Raw genomic sequence first — 25,608 nt, forward strand, 5'->3', positions numbered from 1 at the left:
AAATAGGGATGCTATACCAACAATGACCTATTATTGATTGACTCAAACAAGAGTATTTTGCCAGTCAGGCTGTTATCTAAAAACGACAGCCTGCGTAAGATTCAGGCAAAAGTGCATCAGCCAAATCTGGTTAAATGGCATCAGACAACACTCCACGGGACAGGAGTGAACTATACAGGTCACATCGTAACCGGCAGTTGCTACTGACGGGTCAGGATGCCTTCAGATCAAGCTCTCGACAGCCTTGAATAAGAATAAAGCCAAAAAGGTACAAGTAGATGACTGGTATGACAGAAGATTCCAGCATTATCACCACTGTCATCAAATCATGGCATGACAGGCCGGGTGCCCTGTTACCAATACTTCACGGAATTCAGGATAAATTAGGGTACATCCCTTCAGAAGCCATTGATCTGATCGCTTCTGCACTACGGCAGACCAAAGCTGAGATTCACGGCGTCATTAGTTTTTATCATCATTTCCGCACGACACCGCCTGGCAACCATCAGGTTCAGGTCTGCCGCGCTGAAGCCTGCCAGGCTCGTGGCTCCAGATCACTGGAAGCCCACATTAAGAAAAAACTGTCAGTGGACTACCACCAAACGACTATGGACAAAGAGTTTAGCCTCGATGCCGTTTACTGCCTCGGCAACTGTGCCTGTGGCCCTAATATTCGCATTAGTAACGAGATCCACGGGCGAGTCAGCAATGAACGCTTCGACGAACTGGTCGATGCCATGACCACTCGACCTCTGGAGCTGCAATGAATCATTTCAAACTGTTCGTACCAAAAGATACTACGTCCTGTTCACTGGGCGCCGATCAGATTGCAGACTCTATTCTCGAAAAGGCTGAACAATACGACTTAAACATCGAACTGACCCGCAACGGTTCCCGTGGCTTGTTCTGGCTGGAACCTCTGGTTGAAGTCGAAATCGGCCAGAAGCGTATGGCCTTTGGCTCTGTTGCAACAGCTGATGTCGAGTCACTGCTGACCGATCTGAAAACGGGCGAGTTTGCTCAACACCCTTTGTTTCTGGGTGAGACGGAAGAGATTCCATACCTGAAAAAACAGCAGAGAATTACCTTCTCGCGTGCCGGTATTACTGACCCACTGTCTATTGACGACTATCAAAACCATGATGGCTTCAAAGGGCTTGAAAAAGCCCTGTCAGTTTCATCTCAGGAAATAGTGAACGAGGTTAAGGAGTCTGGGCTCAGAGGTCGTGGCGGAGCGGCTTTCCCTACCGGTATCAAGTGGCAGACCGTACTCGATGCGCCTTCCGATCAAAAGTACATTGTCTGTAACGCCGATGAAGGTGACTCGGGTACTTTTGCTGACCGTATGGTAATGGAAGCCGATCCTTACATGCTGATTGAAGGCATGGCCATCGCTGGTCTGGCTGTTGGCGCTGATCAGGGCTATATCTATCTCCGTTCCGAATACCCAATGGCTCAACAGGTTCTTGATGAAGCTATCAACAACGCAATAAAAGCCGGATTCCTCGGAGAAAACATTCTCAATAGTGGCAAAACATTTCATCTGGAAGTACGACTCGGTGCCGGTGCTTATATCTGCGGTGAAGAGACATCACTACTGGAAAGCCTTGAAGGCAAGCGCGGACTGGTTCGCGCTAAACCGCCACTGCCAGCTCTTGAAGGTTTGTTTGGTCAGCCAACCATCGTTAATAACGTTCTCAGTCTTGCCGCTGTTCCCTTCATTCTGGCTGAAGGAGGAAAAGCTTACGGTGAATATGGAATCAATCGCTCCAAAGGAACCCTGCCGTTTCAGCTGGCTGGCAATATCCACCAGGGCGGCCTGATTGAGCTGCCTTTTGGCTACACATTGCGTCAGCTGGTAGAAGAGTTTGGGCAGGGAACCGCCTCCGGTCGTCCGGTCAAAGCTATTCAGGTCGGCGGCCCGCTGGGTGCTTATTTACCCGAATCACAATGGGACCTGCCTCTGGATTATGAGGCTTTTTCTGCTGAAGGTGCCGTGCTCGGCCATGGCGGTATCGTAGTATTTGACGACAGTGTAGATATGTCGGAACAGGCTCGGTTCTCCATGGAGTTCTGCACCGAAGAATCCTGCGGTAAATGCACACCCTGTCGTATTGGCTCCACCCGTGGTGTAGAAGTTATTGACCGCATTCGCAGTGGTGAAAACAGTGAAGCCAATATCGAACTGCTGCACGATCTCTGCGACACAATGGAATTTGGTTCCCTCTGCGCCATGGGCGGCATGACACCGTTCCCCGTTCGCAGTGCTGTTAGCCACTTTGCCAGCGATTTCACCCCTGCAACCAGCCAGACAGGAGGTCAGGGTAATGATTGAGTACTTTAACCCGAAAACTGATCCGGATAAGGATTACGGAACCCCTTTTGTTGAATCAGATGTTCTGGTTAACCTGGATATCGACGGAGTCAAGGTTACAGTGCCTGAAGGCACATCGGTCATGCGGGCAGCCATGCTGCATGATATTAATATTCCCAAACTCTGTGCCTCCGATAACCTCGAATCATTCGGCTCCTGCCGTCTTTGTGCGGTAGAGATTGAAGGTCGTCGCGGTATGCCAGCTTCCTGCACCACACCCGTTGCAGACGGTATGAAGGTAACGACCCAGAATACCAGCCTGGCCAAACTGCGTCGTAATATCATGGAACTGTATATCTCCGATCACCCACTGGACTGCCTGACCTGTCCAAGCAATGGTGACTGTGAGCTGCAGGACATGGCGGGGGCTGTTGGGCTTAGAGAAGTTCGCTATGGTCTTGGTAAAAATCATCTGGAACAGGAGAAAGACCACTCCAATCCTTACTTCAGTTTTGATCCTTCCAAATGCATTGTCTGTTCCCGCTGCGTCCGTGCCTGTGAACAGGTTCAGGGTACTTTTGCCCTGACCGTTGAAGGTCGTGGTTTTGATTCAAAAATAGCGGCAGGAAAAGGAGAGAGCTTCCTCGACTCCGACTGTGTCTCCTGCGGAGCCTGTGTTCAGGCTTGCCCGACTTCAACGCTGATGGAAAAGAGTGTCATCGAGCAGGGGCAGCCCGAACATTCAGTGGTAACGACCTGTGCCTATTGTGGTGTCGGTTGCGCCTTCAAGGCTGAGATGAAAGGCAGCGAGCTTGTTCGCATGGTGCCTTACAAAGGCGGTGAAGCGAACCAGGGTCACTCCTGTGTTAAAGGCCGCTTTGCCTTTGGTTATGCCACCCATAAGGATCGTATTAAAGAGCCTATGATCCGTGATGCCATTGACCAGCCATGGCGTCGTGTTTCCTGGGAAGAAGCCATTGGCTTTGCAGCTTCCCGCATTCAATCCATTCAGGAAAAGTACGGCCGGGAAAGTGTTGGCGGCATTACCTCATCACGCTGTACCAATGAAGAGGCCTATCTGGTTCAGAAGCTGATTCGGGCTGCTTTTGGCAACAACAATACAGATACCTGTGCCCGTGTCTGCCATTCACCAACCGGCTATGGTTTGAAGACGACACTGGGTGAGTCAGCCGGTACCCAGACGTTCCAGTCAGTATTGAAGAGTGATGTGGTCATTGTTATGGGGGCCAACCCGACCGATGCACACCCTGTATTCGGTTCACTATTGCGCCGTCGTCTAAGAGAAGGCGCAAGCCTGATCGTTATTGATCCAAGAGAGATCGATCTGCTGTCCACGCCTCACCTTCAGGGCAACACGCACCTGCCTTTAAGGCCCGGCAGTAACGTGGCCATGTTGAATGCTCTGGCTTATGTCATTGCCACTGAACAACTGCTCGACAATGACTTTATTGAGCAACGCTGTGACACCGACTCCCTGAAGAAGTGGTTGGAGTTTATTGTCCAGGACAAGAATTCTCCGGAATCTGCTGAAGTAATCACAGGCGTACCTGCCGAAAAGATTCGTCAAGCGGCAAGGCTTTACGCTACTGCCGGTAACGGCGCTATCTATTACGGTCTTGGAGTTACCGAGCACAGTCAGGGCTCCAGTACCGTAATGGCCATTGCCAATCTGGCTATGATTACAGGTAACCTGGGTCGTGAAGGGGTTGGTGTTAATCCATTGCGAGGTCAGAACAATGTTCAGGGTTCCTGCGACATGGGCTCTTTCCCTCACGAACTGCCCGGTTACCAGCATATTGCCGACGATACTATTCGTACCAAGTTCGAGCAAAGCTGGGGCGTAACGCTGGACGATGAACCCGGACTGCGAATCCCCAATATGTTTGATGCTGCCATCAGCGGAACATTCAGGGGCATGTATGTTCAGGGTGAAGATATCGCTCAGTCAGACCCCAACACCCAGCATGTGCAGGCAGCACTGGAATCTCTTGAGTGCCTGATCGTTCAGGATATCTTCCTCAATGAAACCGCCAAGTACGCTCATGTCCTGCTGCCGGGTTCTTCCTTCCTTGAGAAAAACGGCACCTTTACGAACGCTGAACGTCGTATAAACCGTGTCCGCAAGGTCATGCCAGCGGTAGCTGGTAAGGAAGACTGGGAAGTCACTCAGGACCTGGCCAATGCTCTTGGTTACCCGATGAACTACTCGCATCCTTCCGAAATCATGGCCGAAATTGCCAGCCTGACGCCGTCTTTCTCCGGTGTCAGTTATGAAAAGCTGGAAGAGTTGGGCAGTATTCAATGGCCCTGCAATGACCAGTACCCTGAAGGTATGCCTACTATGCATACCGAGAGTTTCCCTATCGGAAGAGGGCAGCTGGCCATCACCGAGTATGTTGCTACCGAAGAACGTGCCAATCGTAAGTTCCCGCTGTTATTGACTACGGGCCGTATTCTCAGCCAATACAATGTTGGTGCCCAGACTCGACGCACCGAGAACCAGGTCTGGCATGACGAAGATGTGCTTGAGGTGCATCCGGTGGATGCCGAGGACCGTGGAATCAAGGATGGAGACTGGCTGGGTATTCGCAGTCGTGCTGGTGAGACCGTTTTGAAGGCTCGCATCAGCGAAAGAATGCAGCCTGGTGTCGTTTATACCACCTTCCACCATCCGTTCAGCGGTGCCAATGTAATCACCACTGATAACTCGGACTGGGCGACTAACTGTCCGGAATACAAGGTAACAGCCGTACAGATCAATAAGGTTTCCGAACCTTCGGAATGGCAGAAGCAGTTCCACCAGTTCCATCAGCAACAGATACAACTGTTGAATGCTGAGAATGCCAGCAAGACGATAGAACCATGAACTGTATGATTAAGAACTCTGCCACTGCCGAATCTAAGAGCGTCACGACCCAGCCAGTGACTGTCAGTCGCTGGCAATCCGGTCGTTATCAGCCAAAGAGCGATCTTCTTGCAGAAGAAGTGCCTGTCGCTATGGTTTTCAACGGCATCTCCCATGCCGTAATGATGGCGCTGCCTGAAAATCTTGAGCTGCTGGCGCTTGGGTTCAGTCTCACCGAAGGCATTATTGAGTCTGCTGATGAATTCTATGATCTGGAAGTTGTAGAACAAAACGCTGGCTATGAGCTGCGAATGAGCATCAGCAGCCAGCGTATGTCTGCTTTGAAAGAAAGAAGAAGAAACCTGACCGGCCGCACCGGTTGTGGCCTTTGTGGTACTGAATCTCTGGAGCAGGCTATTCGACCTGTAACACCACTAGCTCCTTCCAAACGGCCAACAGATCCGGCTGTTCAGCAGGCATTACTGGAATTGAGACAGCACCAGCCTTTGCAGGAACTGACCGGCGCCTGCCACGGGGCAGCATGGTGTGACCAGCAGGGGAGGATTCAGTTTCTCTATGAAGACGTGGGGCGCCATAACGCTTTGGATAAGTTGATTGGCGGCCTTCACCGTAGAAATGAAGACCTGAACGACGGCTTTGTGCTTATCTCCAGTCGAGCCAGTTTCGAAATGGTGCAGAAACTTGCCGCTGTAAGACTTGGCAGTCTGGTTGCTGTTTCTGCACCCACCTCTCTGGCTGTGAATATTGCCAGAAAAGCGAATATAAACCTGATCGCTTTTGCCCGTCAGGGCAGGCATCAGATCTACAGTGAATGCCTGGAGCAGACGACATGAGCCATATTTCAGAACAACAGAAACTGGTTGCCATGCTGCAGCAGATTGCTGACAACAATCAGCATCACGGCCACCATGGAACCAATGGCGACATCATTGCCGACCACATTATCAAGTTCTGGGCGCGCCCGATGAAAGAGCAGATCATTGAATTTTTCCAACAGGACAATGATGAGCTGCAACCTGAAATACAACATGCATTGCAGAAGGTAACGGACCGGTACTGCTGATTCCTGACAACACAATCGGTTCGACAGGGTGAATTTAAGAACGATTAACGTCGTTAATCGTCAAATTCACAAACACAGGCTGCCAGATAATCTCTGTAAAGAATTATTGGCTCTGTGGGAATATGTATGTCAATCAGTGTGTTCGATCTATTTAAAGTTGGCATTGGCCCGTCCAGTTCTCACACGGTAGGGCCGATGGTTGCAGCAGCTATGTTTGCTGAACGGCTTCAGAGTGAAAGCTTGCTGCCTGCAATCAGTCAGATCAAGATAACCCTGTACGGTTCACTCAGTTCCACTGGTATTGGCCATGGCACCGATCAGGCAACCGTTGCCGGATTAACCGGAAAACGACCTGATTCCTTTGACCCCAAAGAGCTGCCACTACTGATCAGCACCATCAGGAAGGATGGCATTTTGCCACTGCCTGACCAGCACTTTGTCGCGTTCAACTGGCAACGTGATATCCGCTTTATTGATGAACCTCTTCCTTATCACCCTAATGCCATGACCATCACAGCACTGGATTCCAGTGGCTGTGATCTGCTCAGTAACACTTACTACTCCATTGGGGGTGGTTTTGTTATAGACGAATCTCAGGCGACAGAAGACGCTCACCTGGTACCTCAGGTTAAGCTGCCCTACGATTTCAACAATGCCGAAGAGCTTCTGAAACTCTGTCAGAGCAATAACCTCAGTATCAGTCAGTTGATGATGGAAAACGAGAAAGTATGGCGGTCAGAACAGGAAGTCCGTGATGGCCTGAAACAGATCTGGGCAGTGATGCAGGAATGTATTGCCAATGGACTTGAGAACGAAGGCATTCTGCCAGGCGGTCTCGATGTAAAACGCCGGGCCAGCGACCTGTATCGATCGCTGCAGGATACTCAGGCAAACAATATTATCAGTTCCACCATGGCCGCCATGGACTGGGTGAACCTCTATGCCCTGGCGGTCAATGAAGAGAATGCAGCCGGTGGCCGGATGGTCACCGCTCCCACTAATGGTGCAGCAGGTATCATTCCTGCCGTGCTGATGTACTTTATGAAATTCCGTGAGTGTGGTCGTAAGGACGCAGAAGTGGATTTTCTTCTGGCGGCAGCTGCCATCGGCGCACTGTGTAAAAAGAATGCCTCCATTTCCGGTGCTGAAGTTGGTTGTCAGGGAGAAGTGGGTTCAGCCTGCGCCATGGCCGCTGCAGGGCTCTGCGAAATACTGGGTGGCAGTCCTGAACAGGTAGAGAATGCCGCTGAAATTGCTCTGGAACATAACCTTGGCCTGACCTGTGACCCGGTTGCCGGGCTGGTACAGATACCCTGTATTGAGCGCAACGCTATTGCTGCGGTAAAAGCCATCAACGCCACCCAGATGTCGCTTCGGGGCAATGGCGAACACTTCATATCTCTCGATAAAGTCATCAAAACCATGTGGGACACCGGCATGGATATGCAGGATAAATATAAGGAAACCTCCAAGGGTGGCCTTGCTGTGAACGCCATCGAGTGCTGACTTCCTGCTCAAAATGACGTCTTTCATCAACCTGCACGACAGCCGGAATTTACTGACTGTCGTATTTTCTGCTGTGTCGTTTTAAGAACAGATATGACGGTTTTGGGTATCAGTCTTGTCGCATACAGTGTGCTGAGTCTACCCCTGAGCTTTTACACTGACTCCGAAGATAACAATAAATCTGAAAATAACCGATGAGACCCGGGACATAAGGCCAGTAATCAGGCTAAACCCGGCGAAAGGTAGAAGGCAGAGGATAAGAATAATGAATGCTGGGGATGTTCATCAGAGCAGTATCGTCATCGACGGTCTCATCATTGCCAAATGGAGTCGTGAACTTTTCGAAGACATGCGCAAAGGCGGCCTCACTGCTGCCAACTGTACAGTTTCTGTCTGGGAAGGCTTCCAGTCTACCGTCGACAACATTGGCGAAGTCAATCGACTGATTGATGCCAACTCCGATCTGGTCACCAAAGTAAAAACCACCAGTGATATTCTCAGAGCCAAGGAAGAGGGCAAGACAGGCATCATCATGGGCTTCCAGAATGCTCATGCGTTTGAAGACCGCCTCGACTACGTTCAGATATTCAAAGACCTCGGTGTTGGCGTTGTGCAAATGTGCTACAACACCCAGAACCTGGTTGGTACAGGCTGTTACGAGCGTGATGGCGGCCTGTCCGGCTTTGGCCATGAAGTGGTCGGGGAAATGAACCGGGTCGGTGTCATGTGCGACCTGTCTCACGTAGGCCCGAAAACCTCCGAAGAAGTTATCCTCGCGTCAAAGAAACCGGTTTGCTACTCCCACTGCCTGCCGAGCGGTCTGAAAGATCACCCCCGTAATAAATCGGATGAAGAGCTCAAGTTTATTGCTGACCGTGGTGGTTTTGTTGGCGTCACCATGTTCGCACCATTCCTGAAGAATGGAATTGAATCCACCATCGAAGACTACGTAGAAGCCATTGCCTATATCTATAACCTGGTCGGAGAAGACCAGATCGGCATTGGTACTGATTTCACTCAGGGCCATGACCAGTCTTTCTTTGAAATGCTGACTCACGACAAAGGCTACGCTCGTCGTTTAACTCGCTTTGGCAAGATCATCAACCCGGAAGGCATTCGCACTATCGGCGAATTCCCCAACCTGACAGAAGCTCTGTTGAAACATGGTTTCACCGAAAGACAAACCCGAAAAATCATGGGTGAAAACTGGCTGAGAGTCCTCAAGGACGTCTGGGGCGAGTAACTCGCCACCCCATCAGCACTCATCAAAATAACAACAAATACTCGGAGTAATAAAGTATGACCACCCATGCCCCGGACATGCCGATTGACGTAGACAGTGAAACAGGTGTCTGGACCACAGATGCCCTGCCGATGCTGTACGTTCCCCGTCACTTTTTCGTCAACAACCATATGGCCATCGAAGAAGAGCTTGGCGCTGAAAAATACGCCGAGATTCTCTACAAGGCCGGATACAAATCAGCCTGGTACTGGTGTGAAAAAGAAGCCGCAGAACACGGTCTATCTGGCGACGACGTATTTATTCACTACATGAATCGCCTTTCCCAGCGTGGCTGGGGGTTTTTCGTTATTGAAGAACTGGATATCAAAAACGGCTATGCCCGTGTGCGTCTGGAGCATTCCGCCTTTGTTTACCAGTACGGCAAAGTCAACCGTAAGGTCGACTACATGTTTACCGGCTGGTTTGCCGGTGCCATGGATCAGATTGCAGAAAATCTGGGCTACTCCGTTCGTACAAAGGCCGAGCAGACGCGCTGTGCAGCAGAAGATGGTTGTGACGACGGCTTGTTTGAAGTCACGCCTCTGTAACACCAGCGAAACCATTCCTAGCTCAAGAGCTATCAGCCGTCAGCGTTAGCCAAAAAGGTTTCAACGCTGGCAGACAAGAATAAGAATCAGGGTGCCGGGCATGTCAGAGTTTGATGTCCTTTTCGAACCGCTCAAAATCAATAAACTGACCATTCGAAACCGAATTGTCAGCACGGCTCACGCCGAAGTTTATGCCACCGACGGCGGCATGACTACTGACCGCTACGTAAAGTATTACGAAGAAAAAGCCAAAGGCGGCTGTGGTCTTTCAATCTGTGGCGGCTCCAGTGTTGTCTCCATAGACAGCCCCCAGAGTTGGTGGAGTTCCGTCAACCTGTCCACCGACCGAATCATCGAACACTTTCAGAATCTTTCCGGTGCTGTTCATAAGCACGGTGGCAAGATCATGATTCAGATCACCCATATGGGTCGTCGATCCCGCTGGGATGGTGAGAACTGGCCTAACCTGATGTCGCCATCCGGCATTCGGGAACCCGTTCACCGCGCCACCTGCAAGACCATTGAAGAAGAAGATATCTGGCGTGTTATCGGCGACTTTGCCCAGGCTGCCCGACGTGCCAAGGAAGGAGGTCTGGACGGTGTTGAAATCTCCGCCGTTCACCAGCATATGGTTGACCAGTTCTGGTCGCCAAGGGTTAACAAACGAACCGATCAGTGGGGCGGCTCTTTTGAAAACCGCATGCGTTTCGGTATCGAAGTACTGAAAGCCGTTCGTGAAGAAGTTGGACCGGACTTTGTTGTAGGCCTGCGTATCTGTGGTGACGAATTCCACGTCGACGGTCTTAATCACGATGACATGAAAGAAATTGCCAGCTACTACAACAAAACTGGCATGGTCGACTACTTCGGAGTCGTAGGTTCCGGCTGTGATACTCACAACACTCTGGCTAACGTTATTCCGAACATGAGTTATCCACCGGAGCCGTTCCTGCATCTGGCTGCCGGTATCAAGGAAGTGGTCGATGTTCCGGTTATTCATGCCCAGAACATCAAGGACCCCAATCAGGCCAAGCGTATTATCGAAGCCGGCTATGTCGATTTTGTCGGCATGACCCGTGCCCATATTGCCGATCCGCACCTGATTGCCAAGATCAAAATGAATCAGGTAGACCAGATTCGTCAGTGTGTCGGAGCCAACTACTGCATCGACCGTCAATATATGGGGCTCGACGTTCTCTGTGTGCAGAACGCCGCAACCTCCCGCGAATATATGGGCATGCCTCATATCATCGAAAAGACAACCGGCAAAAAACGCAAGGTTGTTATCGTGGGTGGTGGTCCGGGGGGCATGGAAGCAGCGCGGGTCGCTGCTGAACGTGGTCACGATGTCACTCTGTTTGAAAAGGCTGATGGCCTTGGCGGTCAGGTCACTCTGGCTGCCAAAGCACCTCAGCGCGATCAGATAGCAGGTATTACCCGCTGGCTGGAAATGGAACTGAACCGTCTCGGCGTTGATATCCGCCTGGGTACAGCAGGCAACGAGGATGCTATTCGCGACCTCAGGCCTGACGTCTGCATTCTCGCTACTGGCGGCATTCCTTTTGTAGAACAGAATCCTGAATGGGGTGCTGAAGACAACCTCTGCGTTTCCAGCTGGGATATTCTCAGCGGCAAAACAGAGCCCGGCAAGAGTGTCCTGGTGTACGACACTATTTGTGAGTTCTCCGGCATGTCCGCTGCGGACTATCTGGCTTCCAAAGGTTCACTGGTGGAGCTGGTTACCGACGATATCAAACCAGGTGTCGGCATCGGTGGTACAACATTCCCGACATACTATCGCAGTCTTTACGAACGGGAAGTCATCATGTCTTCTGACATGATGCTGGAGAAAGTCTATCGCGAAGGCGACAAGGTCGTTGCCGTACTGGAAAACGAATACACAGGCCAGAAAGAAGAGCGAGTGGTTGATCAGGTAGTGATTGAGAACGGTACCCGTCCAGACGAAGCTCTCTACTACGCCCTGAAAGAGGATTCCTACAACAAGGGACAAATTGATAACCAGACTCTTTTTGATGGCAAAGCCCAACCTGTTCTTTCCGAACAGTCTCCTGAAGGCATGATCCTCTGGCGACTGGGTGACTGTGTTTCCCAGCGTAATATTCATGCAGCTATGTACGACGCTCTGCGTCTCTGCAAAGACCTGTAACCCAAGTCTTTTACTCTGGCTCACTGTTTAACAGTGAGCCAACAATAATAACAAACCGACCGTGTTGTTCAGTGGTAATAACTGAACGACAACGGTCGGTCAGTAAAGATGAGCGTGAGTTATGGCTTTAGAGTGGCTGCATCCAGTCCTTATTGCCGCTGTACTTGTTCTGGCGGCCATCGGCGCTGTTCGTCGAGTTAATCTCTGGCGGCAGGGGCAGAAAGAACCTGTAGACATTGTTGGTGGCCTGCTGGCCATGCCTGGTCGATATATGAAAGACCTGCACGATGTGGTGGAAAGGGACAAATACATGTCCAAAACCCACGTCGCCACCGGTGGCGGCTTTGTACTGTCGATGGTGTTGATCGTACTGGTTCATGGTCTTGGTGTAGACAGCAAACTGCTCGGCTGGGCCCTGCTGGCATCACTGGCCATGATGTTTACCGGTGCTGTCTTTGTTTATCTGCGCAGAAGAAATCCCCCGAGTCGACTGTCCAAAGGCCCCTGGATGCGACTGCCAAAAAGTCTTCTGTCGTTTGCTGGTGCCTTTTTCATTCTCACTCTGCCTTTGGCCGGTGTACTTCCGGAAGGAACCGGTGGCTGGCTGCTGACTCTGGTTCTGACAGTCCTGGTTATCTACGGTTTGTCGGAAATGCTGTTGGGAATGACCTGGGGCGGACCAATGAAGCACGCCTTTGCCGGAGCGCTGCATCTGGCTTTTCACCGTCGACCCGAGCGATTTGGCGGTGGCCGTTCAACCGGTCTTAAGCCAATAGATCTTGGCCAGCCGGTTCTGGGTGTGCAGAAACCTTCCGATTTCAAATGGAATCAATTACTGGGCTTTGATGCCTGTGTCCAGTGTGGTCGCTGCGAAGCGGTCTGCCCAGCTTTTGCTGCCGGTCAGCCACTGAACCCGAAGAAGCTTATTCAGGATATGGTGGTTGGTTTTGCAGGTGGCACAGACTCTCACTACGCCGGCAGTCCATACCCGGGTATTGATATTGGCTCCGCCAGCGGCGGGCCACATCAGCCCATTACTGAAGGGCTGGTGACACCCGATACACTCTGGTCCTGCACTACCTGCCGGGCCTGTGTCGAAGAATGTCCGATGATGATTGAGCATGTGGACGCTATTGTCGACATGCGTCGTTTTATGACACTGGAAAAGGGCAGTACCCCCGGTAAGGGCGCAGAAGTTTTAGAAAACCTCATAGCTACTGACAACCCCAATGGTTTTGCACCTGCCAGCCGCAGTAACTGGGCAGCTGACCAGAATCTGAATCTTATGTCTGAGGTAAAGGAAGCAGAAGTGCTGTTCTGGGTTTCTGACGGCGCTTTTGATATGCGCAGTCAGCGTATTATTCGAGCCTTCGTGAAACTGCTGAAAGCCGCCAATGTCGACGTTGCCATTCTTGGCAATGAAGAACAGGATTCCGGCGATCTGGCCAGACGACTCGGTGACGATGCTACGTTCCAGCAGCTCGCCAGAAATAACATCGCCACCCTGAGTCAGTATCGTTTCAAGAAAATAGTAACCACTGATCCACACGCCTATCACTGTCTGAAGAATGAATACGGCGACTTTGGTGGCAACTATGAAGTTTTCCACCACACCACGTACCTGAACGAGCTGGTTCAACAGGATCGACTGAAGTTCGATCAGTTTCAGGGTGGCAAGGTCACTTACCATGATCCCTGCTACCTCGGCCGTTACAACGGTGAATACGAAGCACCAAGAGAGCTACTCCGCTCACTGGGTATCGAAATTGCCGAGATGGAACGTTCCGGTTTCCGCTCACGCTGCTGTGGCGGTGGCGGTGGCGCACCTGTTACAGATATTCCCGGAGAGCAGCGTATCGCCGATATGCGCATGGAAGACGTAATAGCTACCGACGCAGAACTGGTGGCAGTAGGCTGCCAGCAGTGCACAGCAATGCTGGAAGGCGTTGTGGAACCTCGTCCGGAAGTGAAGGATATTTCGGAAATACTGATCGATGTTCTGATAGAGGAGGTTCACTGATGACAACTGTCGCCCATAGACGTGACCCTCGAACAGAATGGATTATCAGAAACAGGCTTCACCCTCAGCATGAGGCGCTGTTCGCCAGCCAGAACGGACCGGTTCGGGGCCCGACCGGGCTGATTCGAAAGAACCCTCATAATGTCGGTTTTATCGGTCCCAATGGCCTCAAGCGAATCGATCGACTAGAGGGTAACAGCAGTAATGTTATCTCCATCAATCGTCAGGTTCGACAGGTTATTGAACCTGAGAAACCACTGCATAAAGTTGAACAGCCAGACTTCCATATTCTGGTTGTTCCTGACCTGGCCGGTGGTCGTTTAACTGAACAGGATAAGGATGTCCTTGGTCAGGCACACACCCTTGCCAATGTTGAAGGGAGCAAAGGGGCGGTTGTTGCAGTCATCTTTGGCGAACACCGTGAAACAGGACTGGATCAGGCAGGCGTTGACCGACTTATACACCTTGAAGGCAGTGACTATGAAGATTACTGCCCGGAATTGAAGCTGGCTGCTCTTGCTACGATTGAACAGCAATTATCGCCAAAACACTGGCTATTCCCCGACTCTATTCATGGCGGCGCTGACCTTGGTTCCCGCCTTGCAGCAACACTGGGTGAACGTCCTGCAGTTCAGGCCTGGCAGGTAAATAATCAGCAGGCCACCTGCCGCGCTGCCAGCGACTCAATTGATATCAACCGTGAAACACCAAAGATTCTGCTCCTGGCAGAGGAGTGCGCTGATGCAGTGGATGAGACCCGCCATGAAGTGCTTCCGGTAACTGTTGATGAGCTGATTGGCACTCAAACAACACTGACCGACCATGGTTTTATGGCTGTGGATCCTAACTCGATACCTCTGGCTGAAGCCGAATTTATACTTGCCGCCGGTAACGGTGTTTCTAACTGGGATCTGTTCCATGAAGCTGCCGAGCAACTGGGGGCAACAGAAGGCGCAAGTCGTGTAGCCGTAGATAATGGTCACATGCCCCGTTTCCGTCAGGTCGGTGCCACCGGTACCTGGGTTACAGCCAGTGTTTATCTGGCAGTAGGTATTTCCGGAGCCATTCAGCATATGCAGGGAATTGGCCAGTGCCAGACTGTTATTGCCATCAATACCGATGCCAACTGCGACATGGTCAAGCGGGCCAACCTCAGCGTTATTGGTGACAGTGAAGAAGTGCTGAAAGAGTTGCTGTTACTTATCAAGGAATACAGGGAGGCACTTAGTCATGCAGCCTGATTTGAAACTGGTATCACTTCTTTCAACCGGCAGGCATCCAAAATCCGGCCGTGCCTGCAGGGCAAACCAGGACAGTCGAGCTCTTGAGCTTGCCATGAAAACCAGCAGTCAGGTGACTGCAGTTCATGCTGGTAATCCTGACAACAATGTTCTCCGTCAGTATGCCGGTATGGGACTGAAGAAAATTGCAGTATTGGACTTACCTGAAACTGCTGATCCAACCCAGTCTCTGAAACATTATCTGGATGAGCAGTCGCCAGACATTGTGCTCACAGGTGTCAGAGCTGAAGATGGCGAATCATCAGGAATGCTGCCCTACCTGTTATCAGAAAAACTCGGCTGGGCAATGGTTCCACGTATTGCTGAAATACAATCCATCGAAAATGGCAAAGCTAAAGTTCTGCAGGCGTTACCTCGCGGCCAGCGCCGCCTGATAGAAGTAGACCTGCCTTTTATTGCCAGCGTCGACAATTCCGCTGCAGAGCCAAGACAAAGTGCGTTCGGCCCTGCCAGCAGAGCCACTATCGAAACCATTTCTACAGAAATTTTCACCGATGAGGCATTAGCTGGCTGGCAACTGTCTGCTGCCAGAAAACGTCCTAAACGACTGAAGATCGCAAAGGCAAAAACTGCGGCTGACCGCTTTAAGGCGGCTACAGCCAAATCACAGAGTAAAGGAGGAACGCTGATCAAAGACAAACCTGCCAGTGAGCAGGCAAAGGCAATTTTTGACTTACTGGTAACAGAGTCTGTTATAAAGCAGCCATGAGCTGATGATTAACAGGCCTGAATGAAAGCTCCGGCTTTTATTAACCCGTAACTCAAAGCGTGCCTCAGCAGTAAAACATCAGAGCAGACACTTAATGTTTCTGATGACAAAAATAATAATTAAAAGGCCCACTATGCTACAGAATATGCCCAATGTGTCAGATGACGAAAGTCGTTTGGCAAAGCTGGAATGTGATACAGACTATAAAGCTGGTCAGGATAATATTCAGATTGCAGGACTGGATGTCCACAACCCTGTATTTGCAATCAGCGCTATCACTGCACTGACTTTTATTGTTCTTACCCTGTTGTTTCCAGCAGAGTCCAAGGGTGCCCTGATGGGCATTCGTACCTGGTCAATCGAAACCTTCGACTGGCTGTTTATGTTTGCCGGTAACCTGTTCGTACTGTTCTGTCTGGCCATGATCGTTCTGCCTGTCGGCAAGATTCGACTGGGTGGAGAAGGCGCAAAAACAGAACACAGCACCATGTCATGGTTTTCCATGCTGTTCGCTGCGGGAATGGGTATTGGTCTGATTTTCTGGTGTGTCGCTGAACCGGTGGCCTATTACACAGACTGGTATGGTACACCGTTTAATGTTGCCGCCAATACTCCTGAAGCCGCTCAGGCTGCTATGGGAGCAACACTGTTCCACTGGGGTCTGCACCCATGGGCCATTTATGGCATCGTTGCCCTGGCACTGGCTTTCTTTGCCTATAACAAGGGACTGCCCCTGACTATTCGCTCTGCTTTTTACCCGTTACTGGGGGAGAAGGTCTGGGGGCCAATTGGTCACGTTATCGATGTGCTGGCTGTGCTGGCGACTATCTTTGGTCTGGCTACTTCTCTTGGCCTGGGAGCTTCCCAGGCTGCTGCAGGCCTTAATTTCACTTTTGGTATTGATAACGATATCACTACCCAGATTGCGGTTATTGCCGGTATTACCGTCATTACTCTGCTGTCTGTTGCCCGTGGACTGGATAAGGGCGTCAAGGTACTCAGTAACCTGAACATGATCATCGCTGCAGTACTGCTGGTGTTTGTTATTATTGCTGCGTCGTTTACTAGCTTCCTTGGTCACTTCATGGGAATTATGGGTAGCTATGCCGAAAACATCATCCCCCTGAGTAACTGGGTAGGTCGTGAAGACGAAACCTGGTTCCACGGCTGGACTGTGTTCTATTGGGCCTGGTGGGTATCCTGGTCACCATTTGTTGGCCTGTTTATCGCCAGAATCTCTAAAGGCCGAACCGTGCGTGAGTTCATGGTAGCGGTACTGCTGATTCCAACCGTAGTGTCCGCGGCCTGGATGGCAGCCTTTGGTGGCGCAGCTCTGGATCAGGTTCAAGGTAATGTCGGACAACTGTCCGAAGGTATCAGCGACGTTTCTCTGGCCATGTTCCAGATGCTGGAGAACCTGCCACTGATGGAGATTACCTCCATGCTGGCCATCACTCTGGTACTGGCATTCTTTATCACCTCTGCAGACTCAGGTGCTCTGGTTATTGATTACATCACTGCCGGCGGTAAGGTTAACTCTCCTATCGCACAGCGCATGATCTGGGCAACCCTGCAGTGTGTTATTGCTGCCGTATTGCTCTACGGTGGTGGTGCCGATGCACTGAAGGCCCTGCAGGCTGGCTCTATTTCAACCGGACTGCCATTCACTGTTGTTCTGTTGTTCATGTGTTTGAGCCTCTACCGAGCTTTGACCAACGAACTGAAAACAGGCGAACTGTCCGCAAGCAAAGCTTAATACTGATTGCGGTTTCGTGATCTGAAAAATTCTGTCCAGGCCATTCAGAATCCCCAGCTGAATGACCTGAACGGAAGATAAAAGCCGGGGGCCACTTTTTACCCTCCCTCAACTGAGTAGTTTGTGGTCCCCGCACTCAGCCAGCTTTCAGTTTTTACTGAACTCCCTGCAAGCCTTGAACCCTTTCCCTGCATTTGTCGCATTCAGTGTGTCGTAAATCGTCATGCCTCTGCCGTGTTCAGTAACGGTCACAATCAGGCTTGCCTCTATTATTCGAATCAAGAGCGTAATAAACACCAGCCTGAACCGGAGACGGCCAGGAAAAATAATTAGAACAACACGTTAAGACCCGGCGATCCCGCCAGGTGGGGAAGCAAATATGTTTAAAAAGAGCGATCGAATTGAAGACTTCGACAGTGTGCTCTGGGCCGCAATAGAAAAAGAAGAGCGCCGCCAGGAAGAACACATTGAGCTGATTGCCTCCGAGAATTACACCAGCCCGAGAGTCATGCAGGCTCAGGGAACCTGTCTGACCAATAAGTATGCAGAGGGTTACCCTGGCAAGCGTTACTACGGCGGCTGCGAACATGTCGATGAAGTAGAACGTCTGGCTATGGACCGTGCCAAAGAACTGTTTGGTGCCGACTATGCCAACGTACAACCTCACTCCGGCTCACAGGCTAACGCTGCCGTTTATATGGCGCTCTGCGAACCCGGTGACACAATTCTGGGCATGAGCCTCGCACACGGTGGTCACCTGACTCACGGAGCCAGTGTCAGCTTCTCCGGTAAAACCTATAACGCCGTTCAATACGGACTGAATGATGAAACCGGTGAAATCGATTATGAGCAGGTTGAAGCCCTGGCTCTGGAGCACAAGCCGAAGATGATCATTGCCGGTTTCTCTGCTTATTCCCGTATCGTAAACTGGGCTCGTTTTCGTGAGATTGCGGACAAAGTTGGTGCTTACCTGTTTGTCGATATGGCTCATATTGCGGGTCTGGTGGCTGCACGCCTTTATCCGAACCCGATTCCGCACGCCCATGTAGTCACAACCACGACTCATAAAACCCTGCGAGGTCCTCGCGGTGGCCTGATTCTGGCTGGCGAAGACGAGAAGATTCAGAAGAAACTGAACTCTGCCGTATTCCCGGGTGGCCAGGGTGGTCCACTGATGCACGTCATTGCTGCCAAGGCTGTTGCCTTCAAGGAAGCGCTCGCTCCTTCTTTCACTGAGTACCAGTCACAAGTCGTACAGAATGCCCGTTCAATGGCCGCTGTATTTGTTGAGCGTGGTTACGAAGTAGTATCCAACGGTACCGATAACCACCTGTTCCTGCTCAGCCTGATCAATCAGGGGCTGACCGGTAAAGATGCTGATGCCGCCCTGGGCCGAGCCAACATTACCGTTAACAAAAATGCGGTTCCTAACGATCCTCAGTCCCCCTTCGTAACCTCAGGTCTGCGTCTGGGCTCTCCGGTCATCACCTCCCGAGGCCTGGGCGTTAAGGAAAGCGGTGAACTGGCGGCATGGATCGCTGACATTCTCGACGTAATGAATGACCCCGAAGCGCTGGAGCAAACCATTGCCGAGGTTAAAGAGAAGGTTCTGGCTCTCTGTGCTCTGTACCCGGCTTACAACTAAAGCCGTTTAATCAGGAAACCCTGGTCAGGCAGCTGACACACCGACAGCTGCCTGACCAGGGTTGTTCATGTTCAAGAATAAAAAAACGGCAGTGGGTGATGTCAGTCCTGTTCAGATCATCGTCATAAGCTGGCTGCCCGCGAATAAAGGAACAGATGTATGCAGCGATACTCCGGTTTCGGGCTTCTCAAACACAGCCTCAGTCATCATGAAAACTGGCAGCGGGCCTGGCGTAATCCCAAGCCCAAAAAACACTATGATGTGATCATCATTGGTGGCGGTGGTCATGGTCTGGCAACAGCCTACTATCTGGCCAAGGAACACAACATCACCAATGTTGCCGTCATCGAGAAAGGGTATCTGGGTGGCGGTAACACGGCACGAAACACCACCATTGTTCGTTCCAACTACCTCTGGGACGAAGCGGCTCATCTCTATGAACATGCCATGAATCTCTGGGAAGGTCTGTCTCAGGACCTGAACTACAACGTCATGTTCTCCCAGCGCGGTGTTCTTAACCTGGGGCATACCCTGCAGGACATGCGAGACATCCAGCGCCGTGTTAACGCTAACCGTCTGAACGGCATTGATGGCGAGGTACTGGACACTCAGCAGGTGCAGGAAATCGTGCCCCTCATGGACTGCTCCGCCAATACCCGCTACCCGGTTCTGGGGGCTTCCTGGCAACCAAGAGCCGGTGTCGCACGACACGATGCAGTCGCCTGGGGTTATGCCCGGGGCGCTGATTCCTATGGTGTCGACCTGATTCAGCAGACAGAAGTCGTTGATCTGATCATTGAAGACGGCGCGATTACCGGTGTTAAAACCGATCGTCACGGTATTATCAGTGCCGGTCGAGTCGGTTCCGTGGTTGCCGGTAACTCCGGTGTGATGGCGAAAAAAGCCGGTTTCGAGCTGCCGCTGGAGTCTCACCCGCTGCAGGCACTGGTATCGGAACCGATCAAACCTGTTCTCGATACCGTTGTAATGTCCAACCATGTACACGGCTATGTCAGTCAGTCTGACAAGGGCGACCTGGTGATCGGTGCCGGTATTGATGGCTACAACGGTTACGGTCAGCGGGGTTCCTACGGCACCATCGAACATACCGTACAGGCGATTATCGAACTCTTTCCGATGTTCAGCCGTGTCCGCATGAACCGACAGTGGGGCGGCATTGTGGATACCTGCCCTGATGCCTGTCCAATTATCAGTGAGACCCCTGTGGAAAACCTGTTCTTCAATTGTGGCTGGGGCACCGGTGGCTTCAAGGCAACACCGGGCTCAGGTCATGTCTTCGCTGCCACTCTGGCAAAGGGTAAAGCGCATCCACTGGCCAAGCCTTTCTCAATGTATCGCTTCCATGACGGTGCTCTGATCGACGAGCACGGCGCTGCCGGCGTAGCTCACTAAGGGGGAATAAACACATGTTATCCATCTATTGCCCACACTGCGGTGAACATCGGGAAGAAGAAGAGTTTCACCCGAAAGGTCAGGCTCATATCGTTCGACCTCTGGACCCGGAAAGCTGCTCTGATAAAGAGTGGGGCCAGTATCTCTATTTCCGCAAGAACACCCGGGGTTTGCACCATGAACTCTGGGTACACGCAGCCGGTTGTCGCAAGTTCTTTAACATCACCCGGGACACCGTCAGTTACGAGATCAGAGAGGTTTACCTGATCGGTGAACAGCCTTCTGTGACTTCAGATAGGGCACAGAGCTAAGGAGAGAACGATGGCACAGATAAATCGAATCAATAACAGTGGTCGAATCGATCCCACCCAGCCTCTGAACTTCACCTACAACGGTAAAAGCTACCAGGGTTTCAAGGGCGATACCCTGGCCTCGGCGCTGCTGGCCAATGGTGTTGATGTGGTCGGCCGTAGCTTTAAATACAGCCGCCCGAGAGGCATTCTTGCCGCCGGTGCAGAAGAGCCCAACGCCATTCTGCAGGTGGGGGCCACTGAAGCGACTCAGGTTCCCAATGTTCGTGCAACCCAGCAGGAACTCTTCAACGGACTGGTCTGTCAGTCGGTCAACGGCTGGCCTAATGTTGAAACGGACCTGATGAGCCTGGTGGGCAAAGCTGGCGGCAAAATGATGCCTCCCGGCTTTTACTACAAGACCTTTATGTATCCCCAGAGCCTCTGGCCAACTTATGAAAATGTGATTCGTAAGGCCGCAGGTCTTGGGCGTTCCCCCAAAGTTGGCGACCCGGATACTTACGACAAGGTTAACCAGCACTGCGACCTGCTGATTGTTGGCGCGGGTCCTGCCGGTCTTGCTGCAGCCCAGGCTGCTGCCCGCAGTGGTGCCAGGGTCATTATTGCCGATGAGCAGAATGAATTCGGTGGCAGCCTGTTGTCGTCCAACGAAATGATCGACGGTCAACCCGCTGACAGTTGGGTTAAACAGGTAGCTGAAGAACTGGAAGCTCAACCTGAAGTCATGCTGCTGCCACGTTCCACCGTGAACGGTTACCACGATCATAATTTCCTGACCATTCACCAGCGCTGCACTGATCACCTCGCCGACAGAGCGCCTTCCGGTCAGGTGCGCCAGCGTATGCACCGGGTACGGGCAAAGTGGGTTATTCTGGCCACCGGCGCCCATGAAAGGCCGCTGGTTTTCGGCAACAATGACGTTCCTGGCTGCATGCTGGCCAGTGCTGTCTCTACCTACATTCATCGCTACAGTGTGGTACCCGGTCGTCGTCTGGTATTGATGACCACTAATGATCATGGCTACAAGACGGCTATCGACTGGCATGCTGCTGGCCGTGAAGTCGTGGCCATTGTTGATACACGACAAAAACCAAAGGGCTATCGTGTCGATCAGGCTCGTGAACTGGGTATCACTGTTATCAGCGGTTCCGCTGTGATTGAAGCTAAAGGTACCAAGCGAGTCACTGCTGCGATTGTTTCCGGCATTAACGAAGCCGGTGACAAATTAACCGGTAGCACACAAGAGTTGTCTGCAGACACCATTGCCAGCTCCGGCGGCTGGAGTCCTGCTGTGCACCTGTCCTGCCACACCGGCAGCCGCCCGGTCTGGAATGATGCCGTGGCTGGTTTTGTACCGGGGGCAACCAAACAGAAGCAGCTGTTGGCCGGTGGTATTAACGGTGTCTACTCACTGGATAAGGTGCTGGGTTCAGGGCTTGAAGCCGGTCTTCAGGCTGTCAGCAATCTGGGCTTTGCAGCCCCTGCTGTTGAACTGCCCCAAGTGGAGCCTGCCACTGAAGGCAGATCCATGGCGCTCTATCATATCCCTCACAGCAAGCCGACGTCTCAGGCTCCCAAGCAGTTTGTTGACTATCAGACCGATGTAACTGCCGCGGGTATTGAGGTCGCCTGTCGTGAAGGGTTTGAATCCATTGAGCACGTTAAGCGTTATACGGCGATGGGCTTTGGTACTGACCAGGGCAAGACCGGCAACATCAACGGCATGGCGATTACCGCCAAAGCTTTGAACAAAACGATTCCGGAAACCGGAACCACCATTTTCCGTCCGAACTATACCCCCATCACCTTTGGTGCCATTGCTGGCCGTGACTGCGGTGAACTGTTTGACCCGAAACGCTATACCGCCATGCACAAATGGCATCTTGAAAACGGCGCACGGTTTGAGGATGTAGGCCAGTGGAAACGTCCCTGGTACTACCCGAAAGCGGGTGAAACCATGCAACTGGCTCTGGACCGTGAGTGCACCGCAACCCGTGACAGTGTCGGTATTCTTGATGCGTCGACACTCGGCAAAATAGACATTCAGGGACCGGATGCCCGGGAATTCCTTAACCGTGTTTACTCCAATGCCTGGGCCAAGTTAGCCGTGGGCAAGTGCCGCTACGGTCTTATGTGTGGTGAAGATGGTATGGTCTTCGATGACGGAGTCACCTCCTGTCTGGCAGACAACCACTTCCTGATGACCACCACCTCCGGCGGTGCCGCCAGGGTTCTGGAGTGGCTGGAACTCTATCATCAAACCGAATGGCCTGAACTGGAAGTCTTCTTCAACACAGTGACGGATCACTGGTCCACCATGACCATCTCTGGCCCCAACAGTCGCAAACTGCTGTCAAAACTGACCGACATCGACCTGTCCAACGAGAACTTTGCCTATATGGACTGGCAGGAAGCCAAAGTGGCAGGGGCTCCGGCACGAATATTCCGCATCTCATTCACCGGAGAGCTGTCGTATGAAATAAACGTTCAGGCCAACTACGGACTGTACGTTTGGGAAAAGCTGTTTGAAGCCGGAGCCGAATTCAACCTGACGCCATACGGCACCGAAACCATGCACGTTCTGCGGGCTGAGAAAGGTTTCATCATTGCCGGTCAGGACACCGATGGTTCAGTCACACCGGAAGACCTGGGCATGAACTGGTGTATTGCCCGCAAGAAACCCTTCAGCTTTATCGGCAAACGAGGCATGGCACGGGAAGACTGTCAGCGTGAGAACCGCAAGCAACTGGTCGGACTGAGAACCAAACAACCCGAAGTGGTTCTGGAAGAAGGCGCCCAGGCTGTTTTTGATCCAAACGCAGGCATCCCCATGCCCATGGTGGGCCATGTAACGTCCAGTTATTACAGTGCCAACCTTGGCCACAGTATTGCTATGGCTGTTATCAAGGGCGGCCTTGGCCGAACCGGCGAAAGTGTTTATTTCCCACAGGCTGATGGCGGGGTCATCGAAGCTGAAATCTGCAGTCCAGTCTTTCTGGATCCAAAAGGAGAGCGCCAGAATGTCTAACCTGAACGAAAGCGGACTGAACCCGGCGGCCCAGGGCAAGGCTGCGGTCATGAAGCAGATTCCTGACGACGCTGCTGTCAGGGCAGAATCGCCCCTGCATCACATTGACCTGCCCTCCATGGCTGGCAAACAAAAGGATGGCGGTATTTATCTGAAAGAGTTGGCGTTTGTTGGTCATCTGTCCCTGCGCTGTGATCAGAAGAATGCGGAACAGCTGTCCACCGTTAAAGAGATCCTTGGGCTTGAACTTCCTCTGCAACCATTGACGTCCAATACAAATGATCAGGTACAGATTCGCTGGATGTCTCCGGATGAATGGCTGATCACGGTGCCTGGCGACAGAACTTTTGAGATCGAAGGACTGTTTCGCGAAAAGATGACCGGGCATTACTCGCTGGTAAACGGCAGTGGTGGTCAGACCATTCTGGAAGTCCGAGGGCCATCGGTTGTCGACCTGCTGAAGAAATGCGTTCCTGTCGACCTCCACAGCTCTGAGTTTCCAGGTGGAAAAGTGGTGAGCACAACCTTTGCCAAAGCCGGTGCCGTTATCCGTCGCCTGGACGAACAGAGCTTTGAGCTGGTAATACGTCGCAGTTTTGCCGATTACATCTGGCTCTGGATTCAAGATGCCAGTCAGGAGTTTGGCCTGGTCATCGAGCAATAAGCTTTACGGTTCTGCATGTATGTGTGGGTGCGCAGTCAGCGTGCAGGACCGTTTTTTTATTTCTGTTTCACTTCTCAATTAAGAGCCTGTAGTTTTCGCTTCAGGCTTTTTTCGGTATCCACTATGAACAATAAACCTGAAAAATGGATTCTCACTGCCAGCTGTCCAAGCATGCTGGGGACAGTTGATGTTGTCACTGCATTCATGGCTGAATCGAGCCTTTATATCGATGAGATTCACTCTTTCGATGATCGTGCAGAAGAACGCTTTTTCATTCGTGTAGAGTTTCATCCCGAGTTGTGCAGCTTTGATCCCGACATATTCACCAGTGCTTTTTCACAGCGGGCCAGAGAGTTCGATATGGAGTGGCAGCTGACCGCAGCAAGCCATCGTCCCCGTGTGGCGATCATGGTTTCCAAGTATGACCACTGCCTGAACGACTTGCTGTACCGTCACCGCACCAATCAGTTGAAAATTGATATACCGGTTATTATCTCGAACCACCCTGACCTGAAGCCTCTCGCTGACTGGCATGATATTCCTTACTACCATCTGCCTATTACTCCGGAAACCAAGCCAGAGCAGGAAGCTGAACTGATCAAACTGCTGAATCAGTATGATATTGAACTCGTTGTGCTGGCCCGCTATATGCAGGTCCTGTCACCGGAACTCTGTGACTATCTGAACGGTAAAGCCATCAATATTCACCACTCTTTACTACCTGGTTTTAAAGGTGCACGTCCTTATCATCAGGCCTGGGAAAAAGGCGTGAAGATGGTTGGCGCTACTGCGCATTATGTCAACAATGATCTGGATGAAGGTCCGATTATTGCACAGGGTATTCAGACGACGGATCACACTCATTTTCCGGAAGATCTGGTTGCAAAAGGACAGGATATTGAAAGGGTGACTCTGTTCAATGCTGTTCGTTACCACATTGAAAAACGAGTACTTCTGCACGGTAAGAAAACCGTAGTGTTTAATAATTAAGCCG

The 25,608-nt window shown here is 51.6% G+C and carries 19 protein-coding genes; all 19 read left to right on the top strand.

Translation table 11 applies throughout. From position 1 onward, the window contains the following. The first annotated feature begins 278 nt into the window (after positions 1-278). The 19 genes from EOPP23_RS09125 to purU all read left to right on the top strand — a co-directional run bounded on the left by EOPP23_RS09125 (position 279) and on the right by purU (position 25,604). Positions 279-767 carry a formate dehydrogenase subunit gamma gene (locus EOPP23_RS09125; protein WP_153765634.1) on the top strand — a complete coding sequence of 163 codons (489 nt, stop codon included), beginning with the start codon at positions 279-281 and terminating at the stop codon, positions 765-767. Then, positions 764-2,335: an NADH-quinone oxidoreductase subunit NuoF gene (locus EOPP23_RS09130; protein WP_153765635.1), complete on the top strand. Its 1,572-nt coding sequence runs from the start codon at positions 764-766 to the stop codon at positions 2,333-2,335. Before EOPP23_RS09125 ends, EOPP23_RS09130 begins: the two co-directional genes overlap by 4 nt. Further along, positions 2,328-5,201, top strand: coding sequence for a formate dehydrogenase subunit alpha (gene fdhF, locus EOPP23_RS09135; protein ID WP_153765636.1), 2,874 nt, complete (start codon positions 2,328-2,330; stop codon positions 5,199-5,201). Before EOPP23_RS09130 ends, fdhF begins: the two co-directional genes overlap by 8 nt. After that, on the top strand, positions 5,198-6,034 hold the full coding sequence (fdhD, locus tag EOPP23_RS09140; RefSeq protein WP_153765637.1) for a formate dehydrogenase accessory sulfurtransferase FdhD: 837 nt from the start codon (positions 5,198-5,200) through the stop codon (positions 6,032-6,034). The genes fdhF and fdhD overlap by 4 nt, the downstream gene beginning before the upstream one ends. Then, on the top strand, positions 6,031-6,264 hold the full coding sequence (locus tag EOPP23_RS09145; RefSeq protein WP_194842552.1) for a formate dehydrogenase subunit delta: 234 nt from the start codon (positions 6,031-6,033) through the stop codon (positions 6,262-6,264). Before fdhD ends, EOPP23_RS09145 begins: the two co-directional genes overlap by 4 nt. A 126-nt stretch (positions 6,265-6,390) precedes the next feature. After that, positions 6,391-7,770, top strand: a complete 1,380-nt coding sequence (locus EOPP23_RS09150; RefSeq protein WP_153765639.1) for an L-serine ammonia-lyase — start codon at positions 6,391-6,393, stop codon at positions 7,768-7,770. Positions 7,771-8,035: 265 nt separating this feature from the next. After that, entirely contained in the window at positions 8,036-9,013 is a 978-nt protein-coding gene (locus EOPP23_RS09155) for a dipeptidase (protein ID WP_153765640.1), read from the top strand. A 56-nt stretch (positions 9,014-9,069) separates the two neighbouring features. Next, positions 9,070-9,600 carry a 4-vinyl reductase gene (locus EOPP23_RS09160; protein ID WP_153765641.1) on the top strand — a complete coding sequence of 177 codons (531 nt, stop codon included), beginning with the start codon at positions 9,070-9,072 and terminating at the stop codon, positions 9,598-9,600. A 100-nt stretch (positions 9,601-9,700) separates the two neighbouring features. Then, positions 9,701-11,767, top strand: coding sequence for a dimethylglycine demethylation protein DgcA (gene dgcA / locus EOPP23_RS09165; RefSeq protein WP_153765642.1), 2,067 nt, complete (start codon positions 9,701-9,703; stop codon positions 11,765-11,767). Between the two features lie 121 nt (positions 11,768-11,888). Then, positions 11,889-13,787 carry a (Fe-S)-binding protein gene (locus tag EOPP23_RS09170; protein WP_153765643.1) on the top strand — a complete coding sequence of 633 codons (1,899 nt, stop codon included), beginning with the start codon at positions 11,889-11,891 and terminating at the stop codon, positions 13,785-13,787. Next, positions 13,787-15,028 carry an electron transfer flavoprotein subunit alpha/FixB family protein gene (locus EOPP23_RS09175; RefSeq protein ID WP_153765644.1) on the top strand — a complete coding sequence of 414 codons (1,242 nt, stop codon included), beginning with the start codon at positions 13,787-13,789 and terminating at the stop codon, positions 15,026-15,028. Before EOPP23_RS09170 ends, EOPP23_RS09175 begins: the two co-directional genes overlap by 1 nt. After that, positions 15,018-15,797 carry an electron transfer flavoprotein subunit beta gene (locus EOPP23_RS09180; protein ID WP_153765645.1) on the top strand — a complete coding sequence of 260 codons (780 nt, stop codon included), beginning with the start codon at positions 15,018-15,020 and terminating at the stop codon, positions 15,795-15,797. The genes EOPP23_RS09175 and EOPP23_RS09180 overlap by 11 nt, the downstream gene beginning before the upstream one ends. A gap of 145 nt (positions 15,798-15,942) precedes the next feature. Further along, positions 15,943-17,553 carry a BCCT family transporter gene (locus EOPP23_RS09185; RefSeq protein WP_370514748.1) on the top strand — a complete coding sequence of 537 codons (1,611 nt, stop codon included), beginning with the start codon at positions 15,943-15,945 and terminating at the stop codon, positions 17,551-17,553. Between the two features lie 379 nt (positions 17,554-17,932). Beyond that, positions 17,933-19,198 carry a serine hydroxymethyltransferase gene (gene glyA / locus EOPP23_RS09190; protein ID WP_153765647.1) on the top strand — a complete coding sequence of 422 codons (1,266 nt, stop codon included), beginning with the start codon at positions 17,933-17,935 and terminating at the stop codon, positions 19,196-19,198. A gap of 159 nt (positions 19,199-19,357) precedes the next feature. Then, positions 19,358-20,611, top strand: a complete 1,254-nt coding sequence (locus EOPP23_RS09195) for a sarcosine oxidase subunit beta family protein (RefSeq protein WP_153765648.1) — start codon at positions 19,358-19,360, stop codon at positions 20,609-20,611. A 14-nt stretch (positions 20,612-20,625) separates the two neighbouring features. Further along, positions 20,626-20,922, top strand: coding sequence for a sarcosine oxidase subunit delta (locus tag EOPP23_RS09200; protein WP_153765649.1), 297 nt, complete (start codon positions 20,626-20,628; stop codon positions 20,920-20,922). 10 nt (positions 20,923-20,932) lie between these two features. Next, entirely contained in the window at positions 20,933-23,950 is a 3,018-nt protein-coding gene (locus tag EOPP23_RS09205) for a sarcosine oxidase subunit alpha (protein ID WP_153765650.1), read from the top strand. After that, positions 23,943-24,614, top strand: a complete 672-nt coding sequence (locus EOPP23_RS09210) for a sarcosine oxidase subunit gamma (RefSeq protein WP_153765651.1) — start codon at positions 23,943-23,945, stop codon at positions 24,612-24,614. Before EOPP23_RS09205 ends, EOPP23_RS09210 begins: the two co-directional genes overlap by 8 nt. A gap of 123 nt (positions 24,615-24,737) precedes the next feature. Continuing rightward, positions 24,738-25,604: a formyltetrahydrofolate deformylase gene (gene purU / locus EOPP23_RS09215; protein WP_153765652.1), complete on the top strand. Its 867-nt coding sequence runs from the start codon at positions 24,738-24,740 to the stop codon at positions 25,602-25,604. The last annotated feature ends 4 nt before the right edge of the window (positions 25,605-25,608 follow it).

Origin of the sequence: Endozoicomonas sp. OPT23, from assembly GCF_009653635.1 — a bacterium.
In the GTDB taxonomy this organism is placed as follows: domain Bacteria; phylum Pseudomonadota; class Gammaproteobacteria; order Pseudomonadales; family Endozoicomonadaceae; genus Endozoicomonas_A.